Below are 21,148 nucleotides of genomic sequence, written 5' to 3'. Positions count from 1 at the left end.
ATGCCGCAGGATCCGGGGACACCGTTTCCGGGGACATGACGGGGCCGGGAGCGCAGCGGTATCGATTCGGGAAGGCGCGCAGGGACCGTTGCCCCATGCGAACTGCGATATGTGAGCGGCGGCCGTTGGTGCTCATGGGGTTGGTGCAGCTCCTGAGCACCCAGACGTCCTGCGAGGTGGTGTTCACCTCGACCGAGGGGCTGCCCGCGGCCGGGGACCGGAGCGCGTTCGACGTGCTGGTCGTCGGGGAGAGCCTGGCGGACGGGATACCGGGGACACCGGGGGCCGAAGTGGTGGTCGTACGGGCGGACGCGACCGCGGAGGAGGTGCTGCGGGCGGTGTCCGAGGCCGCGGGTGAACGCGCGGGGTCCGCCACGTTGTCCCCACGGGAACAGGAAGTGCTGCGCTTCATCGCGCTGGGGATGACCCACGGTCAGGTGGCGCGGCGCATCGGGATCAGCCACCACACCGTCGACACCTACGTGAAGCGGGTGCGATCGAAGTTCAGCGTGGGAAACAAGGCCGAACTCACCCGTATCGCCCTCGGTTTGGCGCCCCTTTGAACGAACGTTTACTTGCGGCCGGGAACTGTGAATTTGGCCGTACCCTCTGCCACCCAAACCTCTTATGATCCCGGGGCGAGGCCCTATCCGGGTCTGCTGAAAGGCCCCTACCTGGGCCTTCTGGATGACGGGGGGCAGAGCATCCATGTCCGAACGGGGAGATTCCGAACGGGTAGCTGCAACACTGCGGTTCAACATCCTCGGACCGCTCGAAGCATGGTCCGGGACCACCAGGCTGCGCCTGGGCGGAGCGATACAGGAACGGGTTCTGACGACCCTGCTGCTCGAACCGGGCAGAGTGGTGCCGGTGGCACGCCTGGTGCAGGCCGCGTGGGACGACGATCCACCGGCCACCGCCCCGCATCAGATACGCAAGGCCGTCGCCGATCTCCGCCGGCGTGTTCCGCAGGGCGGCCGGGTGATCGTCACCGACGGACCGGGCTACCGGGCCGTGGTGGCCGACGGGGAACTGGACCTGAGCGAGTTCGCGGGACACCTCCGGGACGCCGGCCGGGCGGTCTTCGAGGGCAGCCCCCGCGAGGCGGTGGAGGCACTGAGCCGGGCGCTCGTGCTGTGGCGCGGGCCCGTCATGGCGGACACGGGAAGCGCCCTGATCCAGGCCGCCGGAACCACGCTCGACGAGCGCCGGCTGGCTGCCGCCGAGCAGCTCTTCGAACTGCGCCTCGGGCTCGGCGAGGCCGCCGGGCTCATCGGTGACCTGCGCGATCTCATCGCCCAGAAACCCCTGCGCGAGACCCTGCGCGGCCACCTGATGCTGGCCCTGTACCGCACGGGCCGGCAGGCGGAGGCCCTGGAGGAGTACCGGAAGGTACGGGAGCTGCTCCTGGAGGAGCTCGGCATCGACCCCGGGCCGCGGCTCGCCGAGCTGCACGCCGCGATCCTGCGCGAGAGCCCCGAACTCGCCGCTCCCGGGCCCCCGTTGCAGCCACCGACCGCTTCCGCGGCGCCCGCACCCGGCAGGGCCGAGCCGCCCTGCTCCCTGCCGTACGACCTGTCCGACTTCACCGGCCGCAAGCAGGAGCTGGAAGCCCTGGTCGACTGCATCAGGGGCGGCGGGGGACCGGCCCGGCGCACCAGCCGTATCGTCGCGATCGACGGAATGGGCGGCAGCGGCAAGACCACGCTCGCCGTCCGCGCGGCCCACCAGGTCGCCGCGGACTTCCCCGACGGCCAACTCCACCTGGATCTGCGGGGCTTCACCCCCGGCGAGTCCCCGCTCCCCCCGGCCACCGCACTGGACGCCCTGCTCAGGGCGGTCGGCACACCGGGCGACCGCATACCGGACGACCTCCAGGGCCGTACCGCGCTGTGGCGTTCAACCCTTGCCCAGCGGCAGTTGCTGCTGCTCGTCGACAACGCCCTGGACGTCGGCCAGGTCCTGCCCCTGCTGCCCGCCTCGCACGGCTGTCTGGTCCTGGTCACGAGCCGGGCGCGGCTCGTCGACCTGGACGGAGCCGAGTGGTTCTCCATCGGCCCGATGTCCCACGAGGACAGCATGCTGCTGATCGAGGAGGTCCTCGGCTCCGGGCGCGTGACGGCGGAGCCGGAGGCGACGGCCGAACTGGTCCGCCTGTGCGGCAGCCTCCCGCTGGCCCTGCGCATCGTCGCCGCGCGGCTGCGCAACCGTCCCCGGTGGACGGTGGAGTACCTGGTCGACCGGCTGCGGGACGAGACCCGCCGGCTGGAGGAGCTGAGCGCGGGGGAACGCAGCGTCGCGGCGTCCCTGCGGCTGTCGTACCAGATCATGGACGAGGAACACCGCGTCGCCTTCCGCATCCTGGGCCTGCGCCCGGGTGGCGACATCGACGTGTACGCCGCTGCCGCCCTCCTCGGCACGGACCGGCGCGTGGCGGAGCTGGTCCTGGAACGGCTGCTGGACGTGCACCTGCTGCAGCAGCCCGCCATCGGCCTGTACCGCTTCCACGACCTGGTGCACAACTTCGCGCAGAGCCAGTGCGGTCCGGACAGCGCGCAGGACGACGTCGAGGCCGTGCGGCGCCTCCTGGACTACTACCTCACGACCACCGAGACGGCGTGCGAGCTGCTCTTCAGCGGTCGTCGCCGCCGCTCCACGGGGATCCCCGCCTATCGCGGTGACCAGCCCCTGTTCCGGGACGCGGCGGACGCCGCCGACTGGTTCGACCGTGAGCACGCGAACCTGGTCGCCGCCATCTCCCTCGCCCACCGCCGCGGCCTCGACCGCCACACGGTGTGCCTGACCCGCAACATCGTCTTCCGGCTCAACGCCCGGGGGCAGTTCAAGGAGTTCAGGGACGTCGGCCGGATCGCCGTGGAGGCCGCGCGACGGCTGGGGGACGTGGCCCTGCTGGGCGTCAGCCTGTCCAACCTCGGTGTCGCATGCTGGAAGCTGGGGCACTTCGACGAGGGCCTCGCGGTGGCCACGGAGGCGCGGGACGTCGCCGTCCGCCTGCGCGACCGGCACACCGAGGCACACGGCGAGTCCACCATCGGCCTGCTGCTGACGGTGCTCGGGCGGCACCCGGAGGCGCTGGTGCACCTGGAGCGCGCGATCACCCTGGAACGGGAGCTGGACATCCCGCGCGCCGAGGCCGAGACCCTCACCAACCTCAGCACCCTGTACGCCCAGTGGGGCAAGTGCGAGGAGGCCGCCGCGGCGGCCCGGCAGGCCCTGGAGCTCCACCGGGGCTTCGACTACCGCGACAACCATGTGATGGCGCTGACGGATCTGGCCTTCGCCCACATCGGGCTCGGCCAGTACGACGACGCCCACCAGCGCCTGGAGCAGGCGCGCGCCCTGTGCGACTCCTCCAGTCCGCCGGGAGACGTCGCGTTGGCGCTGGCCCTGTCCGCGTGGGTCGCCGAGTGTATGGGCCGGCCGGCGCCCGCGGCCGGCTTCGCCCGCCGGGCGCTGGAGCTCGCGCGGGTGAGCGGCAGTCCGACGCGGCAGGCGAAGGTCGAGAACCTCATCGGTGAGTTCTGCCGGCGCCGCAGCGAGCACGACAAGGCACTGTCCCTGCACACCCACGCCCATGAGCTCGCCACCGCCATCGGATACCGCGCGGAGCAGGCGCGGGCGCTGAACGGGATGGCCGACGCGGCCGAGGCGCTCGGCGACACCGCCCTGGCTCTGGAGCACCGGGCCGCGGCGAGGGAACTGTTCGACGCCATGGGCTGTCCCGTCCCGCTGGTCGACGACCGCCTCAGTGCGTGAGGACCGTCGGCCCCTGGTTGTCCGCGACGAGGTGGTGGGCGCTGTGGGCGCTGTGCGCGGCGCCGGCGGACGAGCCGACCGCCGCACCCACGCCGAGGACCAGGGCCGTCGCCGAGAGGACGCCGATGAGGGTGGCCAGCATGCTGCGCATGGTTCTCCTTCGTGACCGGTGCTGTCTGTCGTGTGGTCGCCATGCTCGGCGCGGCCCTTCCCGTGCCGGTCCCGTCTCGTTACCGCGACCCCGGCCCGGTGCCTGCGCCGACCCGGGGCCTGTCTGCCCGGTGCTGGCCTACGGCGGCCGGGTTGGTGCCGTCCGGGTCCGGTGCTCGGGTCGGCCCGGGGCCCGTCCGCCCAGTGCTGGCGTACGGCGGTCAGCCGTGCCTGCGTCGGTCCGGGGCCCGTCTGCCCAGCGCCGCCGTACGGCAGCCGGTTTGGTGCCGTCCAGCCCCGGTGCCGCGTCGGCGCGGGCCCTGTCTGCCCACTGCCGCCGTACGGCGGTCAGCCGGGTTGGTGTCGTGGCGGTCCGGTGCCTGCGCCGGCCCGGGGCCTGTCTGCCGAGTGCTGTCGTCCGGCAGCCGGTTTGGTGCCGTCCAGCCCCGGTGCCGCGTCGGCGCGGGCCCTGTCCGCCCAGTGCTGGCGTACGGCGGTCAGCCGGGTTGGTGTCGTCCCGGTCCGGTGCCTGCGTCGGCCCGGGGGCCGTCTGCCCAGTGGCGGCGTACGGCGGCTAGCCGGTCTTCCAGTTCCTGGTGCGTTGCGCCGTGGACGATGACCTGGACGTGCTCGGGGCTGTCGGCGCCGGCCGCCACCACCCGGACGTCGTCGACGTGCCGCATCCCGCCGATGCCGGTCAGGAACGCCGCCAGGTCCCCTCCGGGGCGGCACAGCGGCAGCCGGGCCAGGGCCGCGGGGCGCCCGGGGGCCGGCCGGCGCCGCGGTGATCCGGCGAGCGCCGACAGGACGTCCTCCTCCGGGGTGCGGCCGGTCGACGCCCGCAGCAGGCGCCGTATCGGCTGTGCGCCGAGCCGCGCCTTCGCGGCGGCGATCCGCGGCCCGTTCTCGGTGACGACCACCTCGGTGTGGGCGGGCCCGCACTGGAGCCCCGCCAGATCGAGCAGGGCCCGCACCGCGGCGCGGATCTCGGCCCGGTCCGCCTCGGACAGGGCCGCCGGATGCAGCAGGACCGCGCCGGCGTGCCGCCGGGCGGTCATGCCGGTCACCTCGTGCATGCCCTCGCAGGTGAGGGTGTCCACACTGACCCGCTGCCCGGTCAGCAGCTCCTCGACGAGATGGGGTCCGGCAGGGGCCTCGGCCAGCCAGCGGTCGAGGTCGTCCAGGCTGCGGATGACCGTGGTCCGCGAGGCGGGGCCCGACTTGACGGCCACGGGCAGCGGGAAGTCCTCGACCAGCGCGCGGACCGCCTGAGCGGTCGCGGCCGGCTCGGCCCTGACCACGGAGACCCTGCTCTGGTTGAGCATCCGCCGCATGAGCACCGGATCACCCAGCCTGCGCAGCGGCTCCGCCCGCTCCGGCGCCACCGCGTGCAGGGCCCGCTCGGCGGCCCGGTGGAGCACCTCCGCCTCGCCCAGGTACAGGATGTGCCGGATGCCGTGTGCGCGAGCGGTCCGCACCAGGGCGGAGTGCAGCGCGTCCGCGTCGTCCAGATCCACGGACACCGTGCGCCCGCCGGCCTGCAGGACGTCCCCGGGGCCCTCCACCGACCAGGCGTCGAACCCCGTGCCGGCCGCCGCCTCACGTACGCGGGCGTCCGGACACAGCAGGAGGACCCGGCGTGGGTTCTCCGGCACGGACTCCGAGGTGAGCGGGCGGCGGGACACGGGGCTCCTTGGGCGTCGGGCGTGTCAGTAGTAGTGGCGCATGATGTCGGTCGCCCAGTCGGGCTGGGTGGTGGTGCCCTGGGGGCCGAACTCGCTCATGTAGGGCTTGATGTCGAGGACGGGGGTGCCGTCGACGGCGTCGAGGCCCTGGACGTGCAGGTCGAGCCCGTCGGTGCGCAGCAGGCGGCAGCGGGAGACGCCGAGGCGGTTGGGGCGGTTCTTGCCGCGCTGGGCGAAGATGCCGACCATCGGCCAGTCGGTGTTGCCGCGCGGATGCCGGGCACCGGTCTCGATCTTCGCCACGGGCACCCGGTCGAAGTGGTAGACGATCTCCAGGTGGGAGAAGGCGTCCAGGCCCGCCAGCGCGTCCGCGTCGAACTGGTCGCCGTCCAGGCGGATGACGGCCTCGACCGTGCCCCAGTCGTCGTCCTTGACCTCCTCGCGGCCGCCCACCACCCGGCCCACCGGAACGGAGACCACCTCGCCCGAGGGGTTCTTCTCAGCCATCTTCCGTGCCTTTCATCAGGGTTTCTTGTGTCACGCGGCGCCCGAGCGTACTGCGGGCGCGGCCGGGGAGCCGTACCAATGGATCTCCATGCGTGTCTGCAACTTCCTCAGGAGCCCGGCGAGTTGGGCGTGGTCCCCGGTGGTTCCGTAGATCACGCCGAGCGCGCCGAGCGTACCCGTGCGCCAGTCGTCGTGAAGGTCGTCCGGTACGGAGACGTCGACCAGGTCGACGCCGGGCAGGTCCGCCAGGGAGTCGAGGAGCGAGGGCGGTCCCGGGGAGACCGGGCCGGAGGGCGGGAACAGCAGGTACTGGAAGGCCACCCGCCCCGCCTCCCCGCCCGGCAGCAGCGGCTGCGGGGGTGTCACGGGCAGGCCGAGGGCCAGGCGCAGCGCGGAGGCCACCATGTCGTGGTCGGTGCGGCGTTGCACGATCTCGGCGATGAATCCGCCGAGCCGCCCGTTGACCTCGATGATCCGCGGCCCGTCGGCGGTGAGTTTGACCTCGGTGTGGGTGACGCCGTGGCGGATGCCCAGGGCCCGCAGGGCCCGTTGTTCGAGCTCCACGACGTCCGCCGCCAGGTCCGCCGCCAGGGGCGCGGGCAGGACGTGTCCCGTCTCCCGGAACGGCGGGGTCAGCGGCGGCTTCCCGGTGACGGCGACGGTGTGGGGCTCGCCGTCGAGCACCAGGGACTCGACGGAGACGTAGTCGCCCCATCCCGAGTCCGCGAGCGCCGGGTCGCCCCGCAGGTACTCCTCCAGCACGAAGTCCCGTCGCGCCCGATCGCCGAACTCCGCCAGCCTGTCCCGGCATTCGGCGACCGAGCCGACCAGACAGGTGTCCACGCTGCCCGCGCCGTGCCGGGGCTTGAGCACCGCGGGCGTGCCCACTCGGGCGAGCGCCTCGGCGCAGTCGTCGGGGTGCCGCACCAGCACGCACCCCGTGTCCTGGACGCTGGAAAGCGCCTGCCGCTGACGGAACTTGTCGGTGAGGACGTCCACCAGCTCGGGCGTGTGGAACCGCAGCCCGCAGCGGGCGGCCACGGCGGCGGTGAGGCGCAGCCGGTGCTCGCTGAACGTCACCACACCCTCGGCGCCCAGCCCCGCGGCGATCCGGCACACCTCCTCTTCGCCGAGCCCGCCGATGTCCACGACCTCGGCATGCCCGGCGATCTGCCCCAACTCGGCTGCCACCGAAGGCTCTCGGGCCTCGCAGAGGAAGACGACCCGGCACAGCCCCCTGGCCGAGGACAGGATGCGCAGAGGGCCGGCGGAGCCCTGGTCGTGGACGACCAGGAGGACGGGGAGGGCGGTCATGGCGGTCAGGCCCTGCGGGCCGTGATGTTCAGTCGGACGTAGTCGACGACCGGCTCGGGCAGACGGGCCGCGACCGAGCGGACGAAGTCCTCGTGGTCCGCCTCGGGGAGGCGGTCCAGGTGGGAGCCGAGCACCACGGTGGCGAGGTAGCTCCACAACTGCTCACCGGGCTCGAGCCGCGCCGGGTCGGGCAGCAGGCTGACCTCGATGTCGGTGAAGCCGGCGTTCCGCAGCCGCTCGGTGGTCTCCTCGACACCGGCGAAGTACCAGACCTTCTTCTTCTCGTCGGTGGCGCCCAGCACCTCCTCCACGGCGGCGTTGATCAGCGCGACATTGCCCTGGCCGCCGCACTCGGCGACGAACTGGCCGCCCGGCCGCAGGTACTGGGCCAGGTTGTCGAAGAGGGCGGCATGGTCGGTGATCCAGTGGAACGTGGCCACGCTGGTGATCGCGTCGACCTGGCCGGTGATCGGCAGCGGCTTGGTGAGGTCGGCGTTCACGACCTCCACCCGGTCGAGGCGGTCGGCCAGCTTCACCCGCAGCTGCTCCAGCATCCGGCTGGACCCGTCGATCCCGATCACCCGGCCGTCCGGCACCAGGTCGAGCAGCGCGGCCGTGTCGCGCCCCGTGCCGCAGCCGGCGTCCAGGACGGTCTCACCGCCCTTGAGGTTCAGCCGGCCGAGGGTGCGCTTGCCCCACTGCTGGTGCGGCAGGGGCAGCGAGTCGTATGTCTTGGCGTCCCATTCACGGGGCACGGTGCAGCTCCTTCACGTGGTGGTTCCGGTGTGCGGTACGGGGACCGGGGTGCCGTCGAGCACCAGGGTGACGTCGATGGGGTGGGCGTCCCTGACCAGCCGCAGCGCGTCCCCCTCGCCGAGCCAGCGGCGCACGGCTCCCACGGGGTCGGTGCCGCCGCCCGCGGACGGGTCGGCGGGCAGCAGCTGAACGAGGATGTTGCACAGACCGGCGGGGGCGTCCTGCGCGGAGTACGGCCCGCGCAGGTCGATACGGCCGGACGCGTGGACCGAGGCGGCAGGCGCGTCCGGGGCGGTCGAGGCTCCCTCCGGGGCGGCGAAGCCGAGCGCCTCCGCGGCAAGTGCGGCCAGGAAGTACTCCTGGGCGCTCGGCGCGAGGTCGCCGCCGAACAGCTGCTTGGGCTGGTCGGACTCGGCCCGCACACCGTCGACCTCGGCGAGGACATGGGTGCCCACCTCCCACATCACCCGTGCCGCGCGCCGCCGTACGGGCACGAAGGGCTCGGTGCCGGCCGGTACGGGACGGCTGGTGAGGTGGACGTCCTGGGCGGTCTGCACCACGGCCCTGATGTCGTTCGGCTCCTCGAGGGTGCGGTGGGCACTGCCCCGCTCACGGGCCGCGGCGAGCGCGCGCAGCGCCTGCGCGGGCGACACGTCGCCGTCGAGCCGTATCTCGTACGAGAGCCGTGCCGCACCGCCCGCCGCGAACTCGACGCGGGGCAGCACCTCCAGCAGCGCCGGGCTGCATCCCTCGCCGGTGAGCCCGGTGACCACGCTGTCCGCGACGGACGCGCCCAGTGCCACCAGCAGTGAGCCGACCGGGTCGAGGCAGTCGCCTGCGCCGGATCCGCAGCGCTGGTCGATGCCGAAGGCACGGGCGACCCGGGTGGACCCGAGCCGCATCGGCTCGGTGCGCACCCGGCAGCGGTCGGCCGCCGCGGGCTGTGCCGCCACGCCGATGCTCAGCTGTGCCTCCCACGAGTCCTCGCGGATCTGCTCGGCCAGGGTCCGTCTGGCGCGCAGATTGACGCCGTTCAGCATCACTCGCCTCCCTCGCTCTGCCGCAGGGCCGCATCCAGGGCCCGCCGCAGTCGTCGTATCAGCGCGTCGGTGTCGTCGAGGCCCACCGCCAGCCGGACCAGCCGGCGGGAGACGCCCGCCTCCCGGCGGACCCGCTCGCTCAGATGGGCGTGGGTGGTGTGGGCCGGGAGCCGGGCCGCGGTGGCGAGCCGTGTGCCGTCGCCCTCCGGGCCGCACGCGGCCAGGACCCCGGACAGGTCCCGGATTCCCTCCACGACCTCGAAGGACAGCAGTCCGCCGAAGCCCCGATGGGTCTCCAGGGCCCACGGCGACTCGTCGAACGACGGCCGGTGCACCTGCCGTACGGCGGGATGCGTGCGCAGCGCTCCGGCGACCCGCTCCGCACCGTCCCGCTGGGCGGTCAGCCGCAGCTGCAGTGTGGACAGGGAACGTTCCAGCAGATGGGCGGCCCACGCGTCGACCTCGCCGCCGAGCCGCGCGCACTGCTCGGCGATCCTCGGCAGACACCGGTCCAGGCCGGTGACCAGGGCGGCGCCCACGTCCGACCAGCCGTCGAGATAGGGCGCCGTGTCCTCGATGACGACGACGGCGCCGGTCTCCAGCGGCCGCAGCTCGGCGGGCGAGAGCGCCGTGTTGTCCACCACCAGCAGCAGGTCGTTCATCTGGGCGTGGATGGCGATCTCGTTGAGCGGGGCCGGCTTCATCAGCGGGTCGCTGAGGGACGGGGTGTGGACGACCTGGGTGGCGGGCTCCACGGCGGCGAGGACCGCGTCGGCGTCGGTGCAGTCGACGAAGGTCACCGTGCGGCCGAGGCCGGAGAGCTCCTGGGTGAGGACGCCGCGCAGCGGGTCGCTGGTCTGGTCGGAGGCGATGATGTGGCCGCCCGGATTGGTCAGTGCGAGCAGCGTGGCCGTCGTGGCGGCCACCACGCCCGGCACCAGCAGCGCGCCGTCGGCGCCGTGCAGGGCGGCGAAGGCGTCCTCGACCCGGCGGGCCGGGGACGTGCGGGCGGTGGTGGGTGTCGGTCGCACGGTCACCGCCGGCACACGGGCGCGTCGGAGAGGCCGATGCGCTGGTGGAAGTAGTGGAAGATGATCTCCTCGTGCAGCGCCTCGCCGTCCAGGGTCGGCTTGATCGCGCTGGAGTCGTTCACCATCTCGACCAGTCCGCGCTCCAGCAGCTCCGCGAACGCGGAGGCGAAGGGCTCCATCGTGAGCAGGTCGGCGCCGAACCGCTGCTTGTAGCGGTCGAGGACGATCGGCTGGTTCGCCTTGAAGTTGAAGCCGAGCGCGGTGCCGATGGCCTTGTGTCCGGACAGGCGCCGGCCGAAGTTGAGCGGCAGGCCCTCGTCGTTCTGCATGAAGGAGACGTACTTGCTGATGTCGGTGATGTTGTGCGTCTGGAGGAACTCCTCCTGGTCGCCGGTCAGCCAGCCGTAGGCGCCGGGACCGTACGCGATCATCGTGTTGTAGTGCTCCCACTTGTTCTTCGACGTCTGCGGGATGTTCCCGCCCTCGTAGGTGTCCGGGCGGCTCCACCAGCCGCAGGGGCTCGGGTGGTACCCCTGCTCCAGCAGGACCTCGACGGCCTCCTGCCGCATCGCGTACGTCGAGTCCAGGTCCGGGAAGCGGCCCTCGGCGATGAGGCGTTCACGGACGGCGGGGTTGTTCCAGACCGCCCGGTTGCCGATGCCCATCTCCTCGCGGTCCGCGTTGCGCAGCCGGTAGATGGTGATGGTCGGGACCCCGAGGCCGGTGAGGATCTGCATGTCGCGGCGGACCGACTCGGGGGTCTGGTACGGCAGGCCGAACATCATGTCGACGTTGAACGGGCAGCCCGTCGCCAGCAGGTTCTCGACCGCCTCGATGGACTGGGCGGAGGAGTGGCGGCGCTTGGTGAAGTCGTTGACCTCGTCCTGCAGTGACTGCACACCGAGGCTGAACCGGTTGAAGCCCAGCTCCCGCGCGGTTTCCAGGTGGTGGCGCTGGAAGTTCTCGGGGTTGCCCTCGATGTTGAACTCGATGTTCTCCGACAGCGCGTAGTTCTCCCGCACGTGCCGCACCAGCGGCTCGATGAAGTCGGGGCTGTTGAGCAGCAGGGCCGCGGTGCCGCCGCCTATGTAGAAGGACTCGATGCGGGCCCGGGGTATCCAGTCGAAGCGGTCCAGGTACCGGCGGGACTCCTCGATCAGCAGGTCGGACCACAGGCGCAGCGCGCCGTCCTCCTTCCCGCGCGGCACCAGCCGTTTCACGTAGTTGCAGAAATGACAGATGTAGTTGCACAGCGGGAGGTGGAAGTACAGGTGCGCCGGGTGGCCCGCGCCCGGGAACGCGGCGTACTCGGCGGCGAGTTCGTCGCTCGTGAGCCGGTCGCCCTCGTTCGAGGTGACGTTGATGTTGTACTCGTCGCGGGGGATCTGCAGCTGGGGGTTGCGGTCGAGGAGGCGGCCGAGGTTGAGCTCGAGGTCGACCGGGGTGCCGCTGCCGTTGGTGAGGACGGACATGGTGGGTCTCCTTGGCTGTGGACGGTGCCCCGGGCCGGCTTGTGGCCGGACGGCGGGGCGGGGGTCAGAAGCGTCAGAGGTAGTAGGCGGACATCGCCTCGTGGAGCCACGCGGGTTCGCGCACGGTCTCCGGGTCCGGCTGGAAGAGCCGCTGGTACGGCTTGACGTCGAGGACCGGTGTGCCCTCCAGTGCGTCGAGGGACCGCACATGAAGGTCGAGGCCGTCGACGCGGATCAGTTCGCAGCGGGAGACGCCGAGCCGGTTGGGGCGCTCCTTGAGCCGCTGGGCGAGGATGCCGAGGCGTGGCAGGTCGGTGCGGTCCCTGGGGTGGACCGCGCCGGTGACCACGTCGGACTCGGGGACGAGATGGAAGTGGAAGACCACTTCGAGGTGCGAGAACTGCTCCAGACCGGTCACGGCCCCGGGCTCGAGGACGGCGGGGTCCAGCTCGATGACCGAGGTGACCGAGCCCCAGTGGTCGTGCCGGGGGACGGTGCGGGGCGAGCGGACGACACCGATCGGCCGGAAGCCGTAGGCGGGCGCGGTCGCGTCGCCCGCGCTCATGCGGCCGCGCCGGGCACGAGTGCGAGCTGCTCCCGCAGCCGCCGGCCCAGGACCTCGACCTGGCCCGGTTCGACCATCGTGAAGTGGTCGCCCGGCACGTCGCAGACCACGGCCCGGGCGGCGTACTCGCCCCAGCCCAGGTCGTCGGGCAGGGTGCCGCCCTCCATGGACCGGTCCGTCACCCGGAAGACGGTGACCGTGCCGTCGTACGAGCCCACCCGGTACGCCGCGAGGGCGTCGAGGTTGAACTGGTACATGTCGATCATGCGGCGCAGCCGGTCGGCGTCGAAGTCGGCGGGCATCGTGCCCGCGGCCACGGCGCGCTGCACCAGTTCCGCCGCCCGGGTCTCGGGGTCGAGGCTCCGCAGCCAGTCGATGTCCAGCTCCAGCTTGAGGCCGCGCCACAGCAGGGCCCGCAGGGCGAAGTCCGGGTCCCCGCCGGGGTCGACGGTGATCCGGGTGTCGAGCAGGCCGACGAGGCCGACGCGCTCGCCGCGTTCCCTGAGCCGGCGGGCGGTCTCGTAGGCCAGGAGGCCGCCCATGGAGTAGCCGATCAGATTCCACTCGGCGCCCTCGGGGTGGACCGTGCGCAGCTGCTCGATGAAGGCCTCGGAGATCTCCTCCAGCGAGGTGAGGGGCTCCTCACCCGGCAGCAGTCCGATCGACTGCACGGCCCAGAACGGCTGGTCGAGGCCCATCGCGCGGGCGATGGGCGGGTACAGCAGCACGGTCCCGGACACCGGAGGCAGCGCGTAGACGGGGCTGCCGCCCGAACCGGCCTGGATCCGCACCAACTGGCCCGGCCGGTCGGCCGTTCCGCGGCGGACGATCTCGGCGAGTTCCGCGACGGTGGCCGCGGACAGCAGGTCGGCGGCGGTGAGATCGACCTGGAAGAGCCTGCGCACCTCCACGGTGAGCTTGATGGCGAGCAGTGAGTGACCGCCCAGCGAGAAGAAGTCGTCGTGGATGCCGACGTCGTCGCGGCCCAGCAACCTGCGCCACACGTCGCACAGTTGGAGTTCCACACCGTCGCGGCCGACGCCGCTCGACGGCAGGGTGGATTCCCGGTTGGCCATCTTTTCCCCCATCAGGTGGTGTTGTACGGGCCTTGCGGACCGCTCTCAGGCGGCGGTGACCGGAGCGGGGTCGGCCGCTCCCGCGCTGCCCTGACGGCGCTGTGCCCAGCGCACGGCCGGTGCCATCGACAGCCCGCCCACCAGGAACACCGCGCCGAGCAGCAGCCAGCCGGGTGTTCCCCAGTCGATGACCAGCAGGGTCAGCGAGAGCGGGCCGAACATCTGGACGGCGGCGATTCCGGTGTTGAACAGGCCCTGGTACTGGCCCTGTTTGTCGGCGGGAGCCAGTTCGTAGCCGATCAGCCAGGAGGCCGCCGACTGCACCATCTCGCCGTGGACATGCAGCGCCGCGGCGACCACCAGCGCCGCCGTCGCGGCCACGGCACCACGCCCGGCCGACAGGGCGAAGGCCGCACAGCAGGCGAGCAGGACCACTCCCGCCACCCGGAAGGCGCGCACGGCCGGCTCCAGGGCATCGATCTTCTTGGTGACGGGGACCTGGAGGGCGACGACGGCGAGGGTGTTGAACAGCAGCAGGGCGGCGGTGAGCGAGTGCGGTGCGTGGGTGTGCAGGGCGATCCAGAGCGGGAGGATCACCTCCAGGATCGGGATGTGCAGCAGCATCACCATGTTGATCAGGGCGAGGACCGCGTACGGGGTGTCGCGCAGCACCGCGAGCCGCGGCTCACCCGGCGGGCGCTCGGGCGACGGCGGCACGGCGGGCAGCCGCAGGAACAGCAGACCGCACACGACGAAGCTCAAGGCGTTCCCGGCGAACACGATCTGGTAGGCCGCCTTGGTGTCCCACAGCAGGGCCAGACCGCCCAGCGCCGCTCCCGCCGACACACCGACGTTGGTGACCACGCGGACCTTGGCGCGGACCCGCACGAGGTTCTCGCCGCTCAGCACCGCGGCGATCAGCGCCTGCCGTGCCGCGTGCGCACCGCGCTCGAACAGCGCGTACAGGAAGGCGATGACGACGAACAGGGGGTACGAGTCGGTCGTGAGGTAGGCGGCGGTGGCGAGGCCGGCCAGCGCCAGCAGCGCCGCCGAGGTGCCCCGCGGGCCCCTGCGGTCCGCGAGGTGGCCGAAGGGGACCCCGGCGAGCAGGCCCGCGATTCCGGCGATGCTGAGACCGAGGCCCAGCTGGGCCGGTGAGAAGCCCGCGATCCGCACGAAGTAGAGCGCCGAGCACGTCAGGAAGACGCCGTTTCCGAGGGAGTTGGCGAGCTGCCCCAGCACCAGGGTGCGCGCGGGGCCGTCCTCGATGAAAGGGACTTTCATGACGGTTCGGCCTCCTTGTGGGCGGCGGGGAAGTGGTCCTCGTAGAAAGCGCGCAGCGCCGAGGTGATCTCACCCGTATTGCGATGGCAGTCGGCGTGCGAGCCCTCGATGAATTCCAGCCGGAACAAGGCGCTGTCCCGCTGCGAAAGGCGTTCTCTTTCGTCCGGCAGAATGTTCGTGCTGTCGGCGGCGGCCAGCACCAGAAGGGGAATTCCCAGCCGCTGGAGCAGGTCCGGAAGGTGCCCGAAGTCGTAGGTCCAGCGCAGCAGGCTCCCCTCGGCCCACTCGTCCGCGACGTGCAGATCCGGGTGGGCGTCGAAGGACTGGTCGACGACCACCACACTGCGCACCCGGGAGGCGGCCCAGGTGACCGCGGAGACGGCCGCCACCAGACCGCCGTACGAGTAGCCGACCAGGTGCAGCTCGTCCGGCAGGATGTCGCCGAACCGGTGCACGTCGGCGGCGAAGTCCAGCACCGAGTAGCCCCAGTCGGGCCGGTGGCTGGCGCCGTGGGCGCGCAGCGAGGGGTAGACGGCGCTCTCGCCGGGCGGGCACAGCGCGTCGCCGATGGGCCGCAGCTGTCCCTTGTCGCCGCCGAATCCGTGCAGCAGGAGCATGCTGCCGGGTGCACCGCCGGCCTCGGGGAGCCCCGGGACCGCGTCGTAATCCAGCAGTTCGACAGCGCCGCCGGCCAGAAGTGGTCCGGTAAGAACGCGTGCTTCCGGTGGGAAGGCCCTCATCGACAAACCCCTTCGAGAAATTACGGCCCGGCTCCACAAGATTCACGACCGGTCGGCCATGACGTCAACGGCGGCCGCTGTCCCCGGAATCGGGTACGTGACACCCCATAAGAAGGGGACGTATATCTGCTGGGGTATCCGCTGGAGTATCCGCTGAGGGCCACCGCGATCCGGTGGCCCGTTCGGTCCGCATTCCGCCGGCCCAACCGGAGGGCTTTTCATGGGAGTCGAGCTCATACACCAGGCCGTCGCACACCGGGCACGGTCGGCACCCCGGGCCCTCGCCGTGGTGGACGGCGGCCTGCGCCTCGACTACGCGTCACTGGACGCGGCGGCGGATGCGTGGGCCCGGCACCTGGCGGCGACGGGCGTCGGCCCGGGCACCCTGGTCCCCGTACTGCTGCCGCGCTCCGCCCGTCTGTACGTCGCCCTGCTCGCGGTGCTCAAGTGCGGCGCCGGCTACGCGGCCCTGGACCCCCGCTGGCCGCGGGAGCGGATCGACGGCGTGCTACGGCAGTTGGACGCGCCCGTGCTGATCACGGACCGGGAGGAGGACGCCGTCTCGCATCCGGTGTGGCGGCCTCCGACGGACCTGTCCGTGCCCCGACCCGGTCCGGACGAGGGGGAGTTCACCCCCTATGACGGGCCGGCCGACGCACCCGCGGCGGTCTTCTTCACCTCCGGCACCAGCGGCACCCCCAAGGGCGTCGTGTCACCGCACGCGGCCACCACCCGCCTGTTCGCACCGGACGGGCCGCTCGCCTTCGGTCCGGGCACCGTCATGCTGCAGGCGGCCCCCGCGGCCTGGGACGCCTTCTCCCTCGAACTGTGGGGGATGCTCACCACCGGTGGCACCTGTGTCACGGCCCGGGAGGACTACCTCCTCCCGGACACCCTGCGCCAGGCGATCGACACCTGCTCGGTCAACACCGCCTGGCTGACCGCCTCCCTCTTCAACCTCTTCACCGAGATCGACCCGGACTGCTTCAAGGGCCTGGACCGCCTCTACATCGGGGGTGAGCGGCTCTCGACGGTTCACGTCCGCGACTTCCTCGCCCAGCACCCCGGGATCCGGCTGTTCAACGGGTACGGCCCCGTGGAGAGCTGTGTGTTCGTCACCGTCCACGCCATCGGGGCCGGGGACTGCGACGGGCCGTACGGCGTCCCCGTCGGCCGCGAGGTCCCCGGCACGACGGTGCACGTCCTGGACGACGACGGCAGGCCATGCCCGCCCGGCGAGGTCGGCGACCTGTGCGTCAGCGGCGCCGGACTGGCCCGCGGGTACCTCGGCGATCCGGCCCTGACCGCCGCCCGCTTCCCCGAGGGCCACCCCGAGGGCGTCCCCGTGCGCCTGTACCGGACCGGCGACCGCGGGTTCCGCGACCCCGACGGCGTCCTCCACTTCACCGGACGCACCGACCGTCAGGTCAAGATCCGCGGCTACCGCATCGAGCCCGAGGAGATCGAGGCGCACGCGGCCCGGCTGCCCGGCGTCACCCACTGCGCGGCCGTGCCCGTCCCAGGCCGGCTGGGCAACTACGACCGGCTCGCGCTGTTCTACACCTCCTCCGACCTCGCCGCCGAGCCTCCCTCCGAGCTGCGCCGCTCCCTCGGCCGGCTGCTGCCCGCCCACGCCGTGCCCGACGTCGTCCACCGCGTGGACCGGCTCCCGGTCACCGACAACGGCAAGGTCGACCGCGCCGGGCTGCTGACGCTGCTCCCGGACTGAACCGCTCGCCCGCGCCGGCCGGAAACCGTCCTCCAGGAAGGCACCGCCCCATGCCCGTCATCACCCTCATGTCGCCCGACCCCAGCCCCGGTCGCGCCGCTCTGGACCGGCTCGCCAAGGCGGTCACCGGACTCCTCGGCATCCAGCCGGAACACTGCTGGGTGATCTGGCAGCGGCTCGACGCCGAGGCGGCGCACCGCCAGGAGTGGCGGCGCCCGTCGGGCCCGTACGCCCCCATCGGGTTCGTCACCTGCAAGGCGAGCTATTCCCGGGAGACCGTGGGGCGCCTGCTGCTGCTCCTGCGCGACGAGCTGAGCACCCTGCTGGGCGTACCGGCCGCCGAGGTCTATCTGGCCGTGCGCCGGGCGACACCGGGCGAGCTGCTGGTCCGCGGGGACGTCTGGACGGCAGACGCATAGCGGCGCTCCCGGCAGAGGCCTTCCACCCGTCGCCCCACCCGCACCGAGGAGATCCATGTCCCGCCGCCTGTTCACTTCGGAGTCCGTGACCGAAGGCCATCCCGACAAGATCGCCGACCAGATCAGCGACACCGTTCTCGACGCCCTGCTCAAGGAGGACCCGTCGTCCCGGGTCGCCGTGGAGACCCTCGTCACCACGGGGCTGGTGCACGTCGCGGGCGAGGTCACGACCACGGCATACGCCCCGATCGCCGCACTGGTGCGCAGCAAGATCCTCCAGATCGGCTACGACAGCTCGCTCAAGGGCTTCGACGGCACCACCTGCGGTGTGTCCGTGTCCATCGGCGCGCAGTCACCGGACATCGCCCGCGGTGTGGACAGCGCCTACGAGTCCCGCACGGCCGCGGGCGACGGCGAGACGGACGAGCTGGACCGGCAGGGCGCCGGCGATCAGGGGCTGATGTTCGGCTACGCCTGTGACGAGACGCCCGAACTCATGCCGCTGCCGATCATGCTGGCCCACCGGCTGGCCCGCCGGCTCGCCGAGGTGCGCAGGGACGGGACGCTTCCCTACCTGCGGCCCGACGGCAAGACCCAGGTCACCGTCGAGTACGACGGCGACCGGCCGGTCCGCCTGGACACCGTCGTCGTGTCCGCGCAGCACGCAGCCGACACCGACACCGACTCGACCCTGGTGCCGGACATCCACGAATGCGTCGTGGAGCCCGAGCTGGCCTCGCTCGGCATCGACACCGAGGGCTACCGGCTGCTGGTCAACCCGACCGGACGCTTCGAGACCGGGGGCCCGATGGGCGACGCCGGACTGACCGGCCGGAAGATCATCATCGACACGTACGGCGGCATGGCCCGTCACGGGGGCGGTGCCTTCTCCGGCAAGGACCCGTCCAAGGTCGACCGCAGCGCCGCGTACGCGATGCGCTGGGTGGCGAAGACCATCGTGGCGGCCGGTCTGGCCCGCCGCGCCGAGGTGCAGGTGGCGTACGCGATCGGGAAGGCCGAGCCGGTCGGCCTGTTCGTCGAGACGTTCGGCACCGAAACCGTGCCCGTCGAGCGGATCCAGTCCGCGGTGACCGGCGTCTTCGACCTCCGTCCGGCCGCGATCATCCGCGACCTCGACCTGCTCCGCCCGATCTACGCCCAGACCGCCGCGTACGGCCACTTCGGACGGGAACTGCCCGACTTCACCTGGGAGCGCACCGACCGGGCGGACCTGCTCCGGGCGGTGGCCGGGGCCGACTGAGGACGGCAGCGCGCCGTCTCCCGTACCGGCCCGCCCGGTGTGACCGGGCGGGCCTTGCGTTCCGGGCGGACCATCGAAGAAGATGCCCGGCGGGGACCGGGGCCCCCGTGTCGGTAACGGCAGGGGCGGACCGCTACCCGGAGTACAACAGGAGACAGCGATGTCCCACGAGGCTCACGCATCCCAGGAGCCCGAGACCCCGCATCTCGACTTCGCAGGCACGACGCCGTACGAGGACTACGTCAAGGCGGACGTGCTCACCCACCTCCAGCACACCCTCTCCGACGACCCCGGAGAGATGGTCTTCCTGGTCACCACCCAGGTGATGGAGCTGTGGTTCACGGTCATCGTCCACGAGTGGGAGACCGCGGCGCACGCCCTGCGCTCCGACGACGTGCCGACCGCCGTCGCCGCGCTGAAGCGTTCGGTACGGGAGCTGGAGGCGCTGAACGCCTCCTGGAAGCCCCTCGGCCAGCTGACCCCGGCCCAGTTCAACTCCTACCGGAGTGCGCTCGGCGAGGGCTCCGGCTTCCAGTCGGCGATGTACCGCCGGATGGAGTTCCTGCTCGGCGAGAAGTCCGCGTCCATGCTGGTCCCGCACCGCGGCGCACCCCGCGTCCACGCCGAACTGGAGAAGGCCCTCGCCGAGCCGAGCCTCTACGACGAGGTGCTGCGGCTGATGGCGCGGCGCGGCTGCGCGATCCCCGCTTCGGTGCTGCGCCGCGACGTCTCACGGCGGTACGAGCCGTCGGAGGCCGTCGAGGCCGCCTGGACCGCCGTCTACGCGGGCGACGAGAACGCCGAGCTCGCCCGCCTGGGCGAGGCGCTGACCGACGTCGCCGAGCTGGTGTGGCGATGGCGCAACGACCACCTGGTCGCCACCCGCCGCGCCATGGGCTCCAAGCCGGGCACGGGCGGCTCGGCGGGCGTCGCCTGGCTGGAGAAGCGCGCGCAGAAGAACGTGTTCCCCGAGCTGTGGACGGCGAGGTCCCATGTCTGAGCTGACGGCACGCGCGCAGGAACTCGACGCCGCCGACGAACTGGCCGGGACACGCAAGCAGTTCGTTCTCGACGATGTCGTCTACCTGGACGGGAACTCGCTCGGCGCCCTGCCGGCCGCGGTCCCGGGGCGGGTGGACGACGTCGTCCGCAGGCAGTGGGGTGCGCTCCGCATCCGTTCCTGGGACGAGAGCGGCTGGTGGACGGCGCCCGAGCGGATCGGCGACCGGATCGCCCCGCTGGTCGGGGCGGCGGCCGGGCAGATCGTCGTGGGCGACTCGACAAGTGTCAATGTCTTCAAGGCACTTGTGGGAGCGGTACGGCTGGTGTCCGGCACGGGCAGGGACGAGATCCTCGTGGACGCGACGACCTTCCCCACCGACGGCTACATCGCCGAGTCGGCGGCCCGCATGACCGGGTGCGCGCTGCGTGCGGTGACCCCGGCGGAGGTGCCGGACGCGCTGTCCGGCCGTACCGCCGCCGTACTGCTGAACCATGTCGACTACCGCACGGGCCGCCTGCACGACCTGCCCTCGCTGACCGCCGCCGTGCACGCGGCGGGTGCGGTGGCCGTCTGGGACCTGTGCCACAGCGCGGGCGCGCTGCCGGTCGGGCTGGACGAGCACGGCGTCGACCTGGCGGTCGGCTGCACCTACAAGTACCTCAACGGCGGCCCCGGTTCCCCGGCGTACCTGTACGTCCGCCGGGACCTCCAGGACCGCTTCGACTCCCCGCTTCCCGGCTGGAACTCCCACGCGGAGCCCTTCGGGATGCGGCCCGGGTACGAACCGGCGGCCGGGGCCCTGCGCGGCCGGGTCGGCACGCCGGACATCCTGTCCATGCTGGCCCTGGAGGCGGCACTGGAGGTCTGGGACGGGGTCTCGATCGAGGCGGTGCGCACCAAGTCCCTGGCGTTGACGGACTTCTTCCTGGAGTGCGTCTCGGCGTACGTCCCCGAGGGGCGGGTGGAGTCGCTGACCCCCCTCGCCCACCGGGAGCGCGGCAGCCAGGTGGCGCTGCGCTGCGACGACGCCGGGGACGTGATGAAACGGCTGATCGAGCGGGGGGTGGTCGGGGACTTCCGGCACCCGGACGTCCTGCGGTTCGGGTTCACACCGCTGTACGTCGGGTTCGGGGACGTGGAGCGGGCGGCGCGGGTGCTGGCGGAGACGCTGGGCGATCTCGCGGGATAGCCGCAGGGGCTGGTACCGAGCGGTCCGCGGTGGCTTCGGCGGCCGCGGAACCGCCCGGCCCGCGGGCTGCAGGACCGTTTCCCCTCACCGAGCGTGACATCCCCGTGTCGGCCCACGTCACCGGCCTGATACCGTCCCCGCCAACGGCCG

General features: G+C 72.3%; 19 protein-coding genes. 7 read left to right on the top strand and 12 right to left on the bottom strand.

The window, feature by feature from the left end:
- Nucleotides 1-95: 95 nt before the first annotated feature.
- On the top strand, nucleotides 96-563 hold the full coding sequence (locus ACFY1E_RS06545; RefSeq protein ID WP_389072199.1) for a response regulator transcription factor: 468 nt from the start codon (nucleotides 96-98) through the stop codon (nucleotides 561-563).
- A 145-nt stretch (nucleotides 564-708) separates the two neighbouring features.
- The gene (locus tag ACFY1E_RS06540; RefSeq protein ID WP_389072196.1) at nucleotides 709-3,777 is read left to right on the top strand and encodes a BTAD domain-containing putative transcriptional regulator; all 3,069 of its coding nucleotides are present in this window, start codon (nucleotides 709-711) and stop codon (nucleotides 3,775-3,777) included.
- Here ACFY1E_RS06540 and ACFY1E_RS06535 read toward each other — a convergent pair.
- From ACFY1E_RS06535 to ACFY1E_RS06480, 12 genes are all read right to left on the bottom strand, one after another.
- Nucleotides 3,767-3,928 carry a hypothetical protein gene (locus ACFY1E_RS06535; RefSeq protein WP_389072194.1) on the bottom strand — a complete coding sequence of 54 codons (162 nt, stop codon included), beginning with the start codon at nucleotides 3,926-3,928 and terminating at the stop codon, nucleotides 3,767-3,769. The genes ACFY1E_RS06540 and ACFY1E_RS06535 overlap by 11 nt on opposite strands.
- 496 nt (nucleotides 3,929-4,424) lie before the next feature.
- Entirely contained in the window at nucleotides 4,425-5,612 is a 1,188-nt protein-coding gene (locus ACFY1E_RS06530; protein WP_389072192.1) for an acetyl-CoA carboxylase biotin carboxylase subunit family protein, read from the bottom strand.
- A gap of 24 nt (nucleotides 5,613-5,636) precedes the next feature.
- Nucleotides 5,637-6,119 carry an SAM-dependent methyltransferase gene (locus ACFY1E_RS06525; RefSeq protein ID WP_389072189.1) on the bottom strand — a complete coding sequence of 161 codons (483 nt, stop codon included), beginning with the start codon at nucleotides 6,117-6,119 and terminating at the stop codon, nucleotides 5,637-5,639.
- Between the two features lie 30 nt (nucleotides 6,120-6,149).
- Nucleotides 6,150-7,433: an acetyl-CoA carboxylase biotin carboxylase subunit family protein gene (locus tag ACFY1E_RS06520; protein ID WP_389072187.1), complete on the bottom strand. Its 1,284-nt coding sequence runs from the start codon at nucleotides 7,431-7,433 to the stop codon at nucleotides 6,150-6,152.
- Nucleotides 7,434-7,438: 5 nt separating this feature from the next.
- A complete protein-coding gene (locus tag ACFY1E_RS06515) occupies nucleotides 7,439-8,188 on the bottom strand; it encodes a class I SAM-dependent methyltransferase (RefSeq protein WP_389072184.1) in 750 nt (249 codons plus the stop codon).
- Nucleotides 8,189-8,200: 12 nt separating this feature from the next.
- A complete protein-coding gene (locus ACFY1E_RS06510; RefSeq protein ID WP_389072182.1) occupies nucleotides 8,201-9,229 on the bottom strand; it encodes a hypothetical protein in 1,029 nt (342 codons plus the stop codon).
- Complete coding sequence (locus tag ACFY1E_RS06505; RefSeq protein WP_389072179.1) at nucleotides 9,229-10,260, bottom strand: PLP-dependent transferase; 1,032 nt, start codon at nucleotides 10,258-10,260, stop codon at nucleotides 9,229-9,231. Before ACFY1E_RS06505 ends, ACFY1E_RS06510 begins: the two co-directional genes overlap by 1 nt.
- 2 nt (nucleotides 10,261-10,262) lie before the next feature.
- Nucleotides 10,263-11,732, bottom strand: coding sequence for a radical SAM protein (locus ACFY1E_RS06500; RefSeq protein ID WP_389072177.1), 1,470 nt, complete (start codon nucleotides 11,730-11,732; stop codon nucleotides 10,263-10,265).
- A 73-nt stretch (nucleotides 11,733-11,805) separates the two neighbouring features.
- Nucleotides 11,806-12,297 carry an SAM-dependent methyltransferase gene (locus ACFY1E_RS06495; protein WP_389072174.1) on the bottom strand — a complete coding sequence of 164 codons (492 nt, stop codon included), beginning with the start codon at nucleotides 12,295-12,297 and terminating at the stop codon, nucleotides 11,806-11,808.
- Complete coding sequence (locus ACFY1E_RS06490; protein ID WP_389072172.1) at nucleotides 12,294-13,385, bottom strand: thioesterase domain-containing protein; 1,092 nt, start codon at nucleotides 13,383-13,385, stop codon at nucleotides 12,294-12,296. The genes ACFY1E_RS06495 and ACFY1E_RS06490 overlap by 4 nt, the downstream gene beginning before the upstream one ends.
- 33 nt (nucleotides 13,386-13,418) lie before the next feature.
- The gene (locus ACFY1E_RS06485) at nucleotides 13,419-14,657 is read right to left on the bottom strand and encodes an MFS transporter (RefSeq protein WP_389072169.1); all 1,239 of its coding nucleotides are present in this window, start codon (nucleotides 14,655-14,657) and stop codon (nucleotides 13,419-13,421) included.
- A complete protein-coding gene (locus tag ACFY1E_RS06480) occupies nucleotides 14,654-15,397 on the bottom strand; it encodes an alpha/beta fold hydrolase (RefSeq protein WP_389072167.1) in 744 nt (247 codons plus the stop codon). Before ACFY1E_RS06480 ends, ACFY1E_RS06485 begins: the two co-directional genes overlap by 4 nt.
- Before the next feature lie 220 nt (nucleotides 15,398-15,617).
- On the opposite strand from ACFY1E_RS06480, the gene ACFY1E_RS06475 reads away from it, so the two are divergent.
- From ACFY1E_RS06475 to kynU, 5 genes are all read left to right on the top strand, one after another.
- Nucleotides 15,618-17,126, top strand: coding sequence for an amino acid adenylation domain-containing protein (locus ACFY1E_RS06475; RefSeq protein WP_389072164.1), 1,509 nt, complete (start codon nucleotides 15,618-15,620; stop codon nucleotides 17,124-17,126).
- A gap of 50 nt (nucleotides 17,127-17,176) precedes the next feature.
- Entirely contained in the window at nucleotides 17,177-17,545 is a 369-nt protein-coding gene (locus ACFY1E_RS06470; protein WP_389072162.1) for a hypothetical protein, read from the top strand.
- A 55-nt stretch (nucleotides 17,546-17,600) separates the two neighbouring features.
- Nucleotides 17,601-18,806, top strand: a complete 1,206-nt coding sequence (gene metK / locus ACFY1E_RS06465; protein ID WP_389072159.1) for a methionine adenosyltransferase — start codon at nucleotides 17,601-17,603, stop codon at nucleotides 18,804-18,806.
- 160 nt (nucleotides 18,807-18,966) lie between these two features.
- A complete protein-coding gene (locus tag ACFY1E_RS06460; RefSeq protein ID WP_389072157.1) occupies nucleotides 18,967-19,806 on the top strand; it encodes a tryptophan 2,3-dioxygenase family protein in 840 nt (279 codons plus the stop codon).
- Nucleotides 19,799-20,998 carry a kynureninase gene (kynU, locus tag ACFY1E_RS06455; protein ID WP_389072155.1) on the top strand — a complete coding sequence of 400 codons (1,200 nt, stop codon included), beginning with the start codon at nucleotides 19,799-19,801 and terminating at the stop codon, nucleotides 20,996-20,998. Before ACFY1E_RS06460 ends, kynU begins: the two co-directional genes overlap by 8 nt.
- The last annotated feature ends 150 nt before the right edge of the window (nucleotides 20,999-21,148 follow it).

The sequence above is a fragment of the Streptomyces sp. NPDC001604 genome (assembly GCF_042893475.1).
In the GTDB taxonomy this organism is placed as follows: domain Bacteria; phylum Actinomycetota; class Actinomycetes; order Streptomycetales; family Streptomycetaceae; genus Streptomyces.
Note: the sequence above shows the minus strand (reverse complement) of the source record. Positions and strands in the feature narration are given on the sequence as shown.

Bases quoted from the DNA above. Each gene is read 5' to 3' on its own strand.
- ACFY1E_RS06545 (WP_389072199.1), top strand. From the start codon at position 96: ATGCGAACTGCGATATGTGAGCGGCGGCCGTTGGTGCTCATGGGGTTG.
- ACFY1E_RS06540 (WP_389072196.1), top strand. From the start codon at position 709: ATGTCCGAACGGGGAGATTCCGAACGGGTAGCTGCAACACTGCGGTTC.
- ACFY1E_RS06535 (WP_389072194.1), bottom strand. From the start codon at position 3,928: ATGCGCAGCATGCTGGCCACCCTCATCGGCGTCCTCTCGGCGACGGCC.
- ACFY1E_RS06525 (WP_389072189.1), bottom strand. From the start codon at position 6,119: ATGGCTGAGAAGAACCCCTCGGGCGAGGTGGTCTCCGTTCCGGTGGGC.
- ACFY1E_RS06520 (WP_389072187.1), bottom strand. From the start codon at position 7,433: ATGACCGCCCTCCCCGTCCTCCTGGTCGTCCACGACCAGGGCTCCGCC.
- ACFY1E_RS06510 (WP_389072182.1), bottom strand. From the start codon at position 9,229: ATGCTGAACGGCGTCAATCTGCGCGCCAGACGGACCCTGGCCGAGCAG.
- ACFY1E_RS06500 (WP_389072177.1), bottom strand. From the start codon at position 11,732: ATGTCCGTCCTCACCAACGGCAGCGGCACCCCGGTCGACCTCGAGCTC.
- ACFY1E_RS06495 (WP_389072174.1), bottom strand. From the start codon at position 12,297: ATGAGCGCGGGCGACGCGACCGCGCCCGCCTACGGCTTCCGGCCGATC.
- ACFY1E_RS06490 (WP_389072172.1), bottom strand. From the start codon at position 13,385: ATGGGGGAAAAGATGGCCAACCGGGAATCCACCCTGCCGTCGAGCGGC.
- ACFY1E_RS06485 (WP_389072169.1), bottom strand. From the start codon at position 14,657: ATGAAAGTCCCTTTCATCGAGGACGGCCCCGCGCGCACCCTGGTGCTG.
- ACFY1E_RS06480 (WP_389072167.1), bottom strand. From the start codon at position 15,397: ATGAGGGCCTTCCCACCGGAAGCACGCGTTCTTACCGGACCACTTCTG.
- ACFY1E_RS06475 (WP_389072164.1), top strand. From the start codon at position 15,618: ATGGGAGTCGAGCTCATACACCAGGCCGTCGCACACCGGGCACGGTCG.
- ACFY1E_RS06470 (WP_389072162.1), top strand. From the start codon at position 17,177: ATGCCCGTCATCACCCTCATGTCGCCCGACCCCAGCCCCGGTCGCGCC.
- metK (WP_389072159.1), top strand. From the start codon at position 17,601: ATGTCCCGCCGCCTGTTCACTTCGGAGTCCGTGACCGAAGGCCATCCC.
- ACFY1E_RS06460 (WP_389072157.1), top strand. From the start codon at position 18,967: ATGTCCCACGAGGCTCACGCATCCCAGGAGCCCGAGACCCCGCATCTC.
- kynU (WP_389072155.1), top strand. From the start codon at position 19,799: ATGTCTGAGCTGACGGCACGCGCGCAGGAACTCGACGCCGCCGACGAA.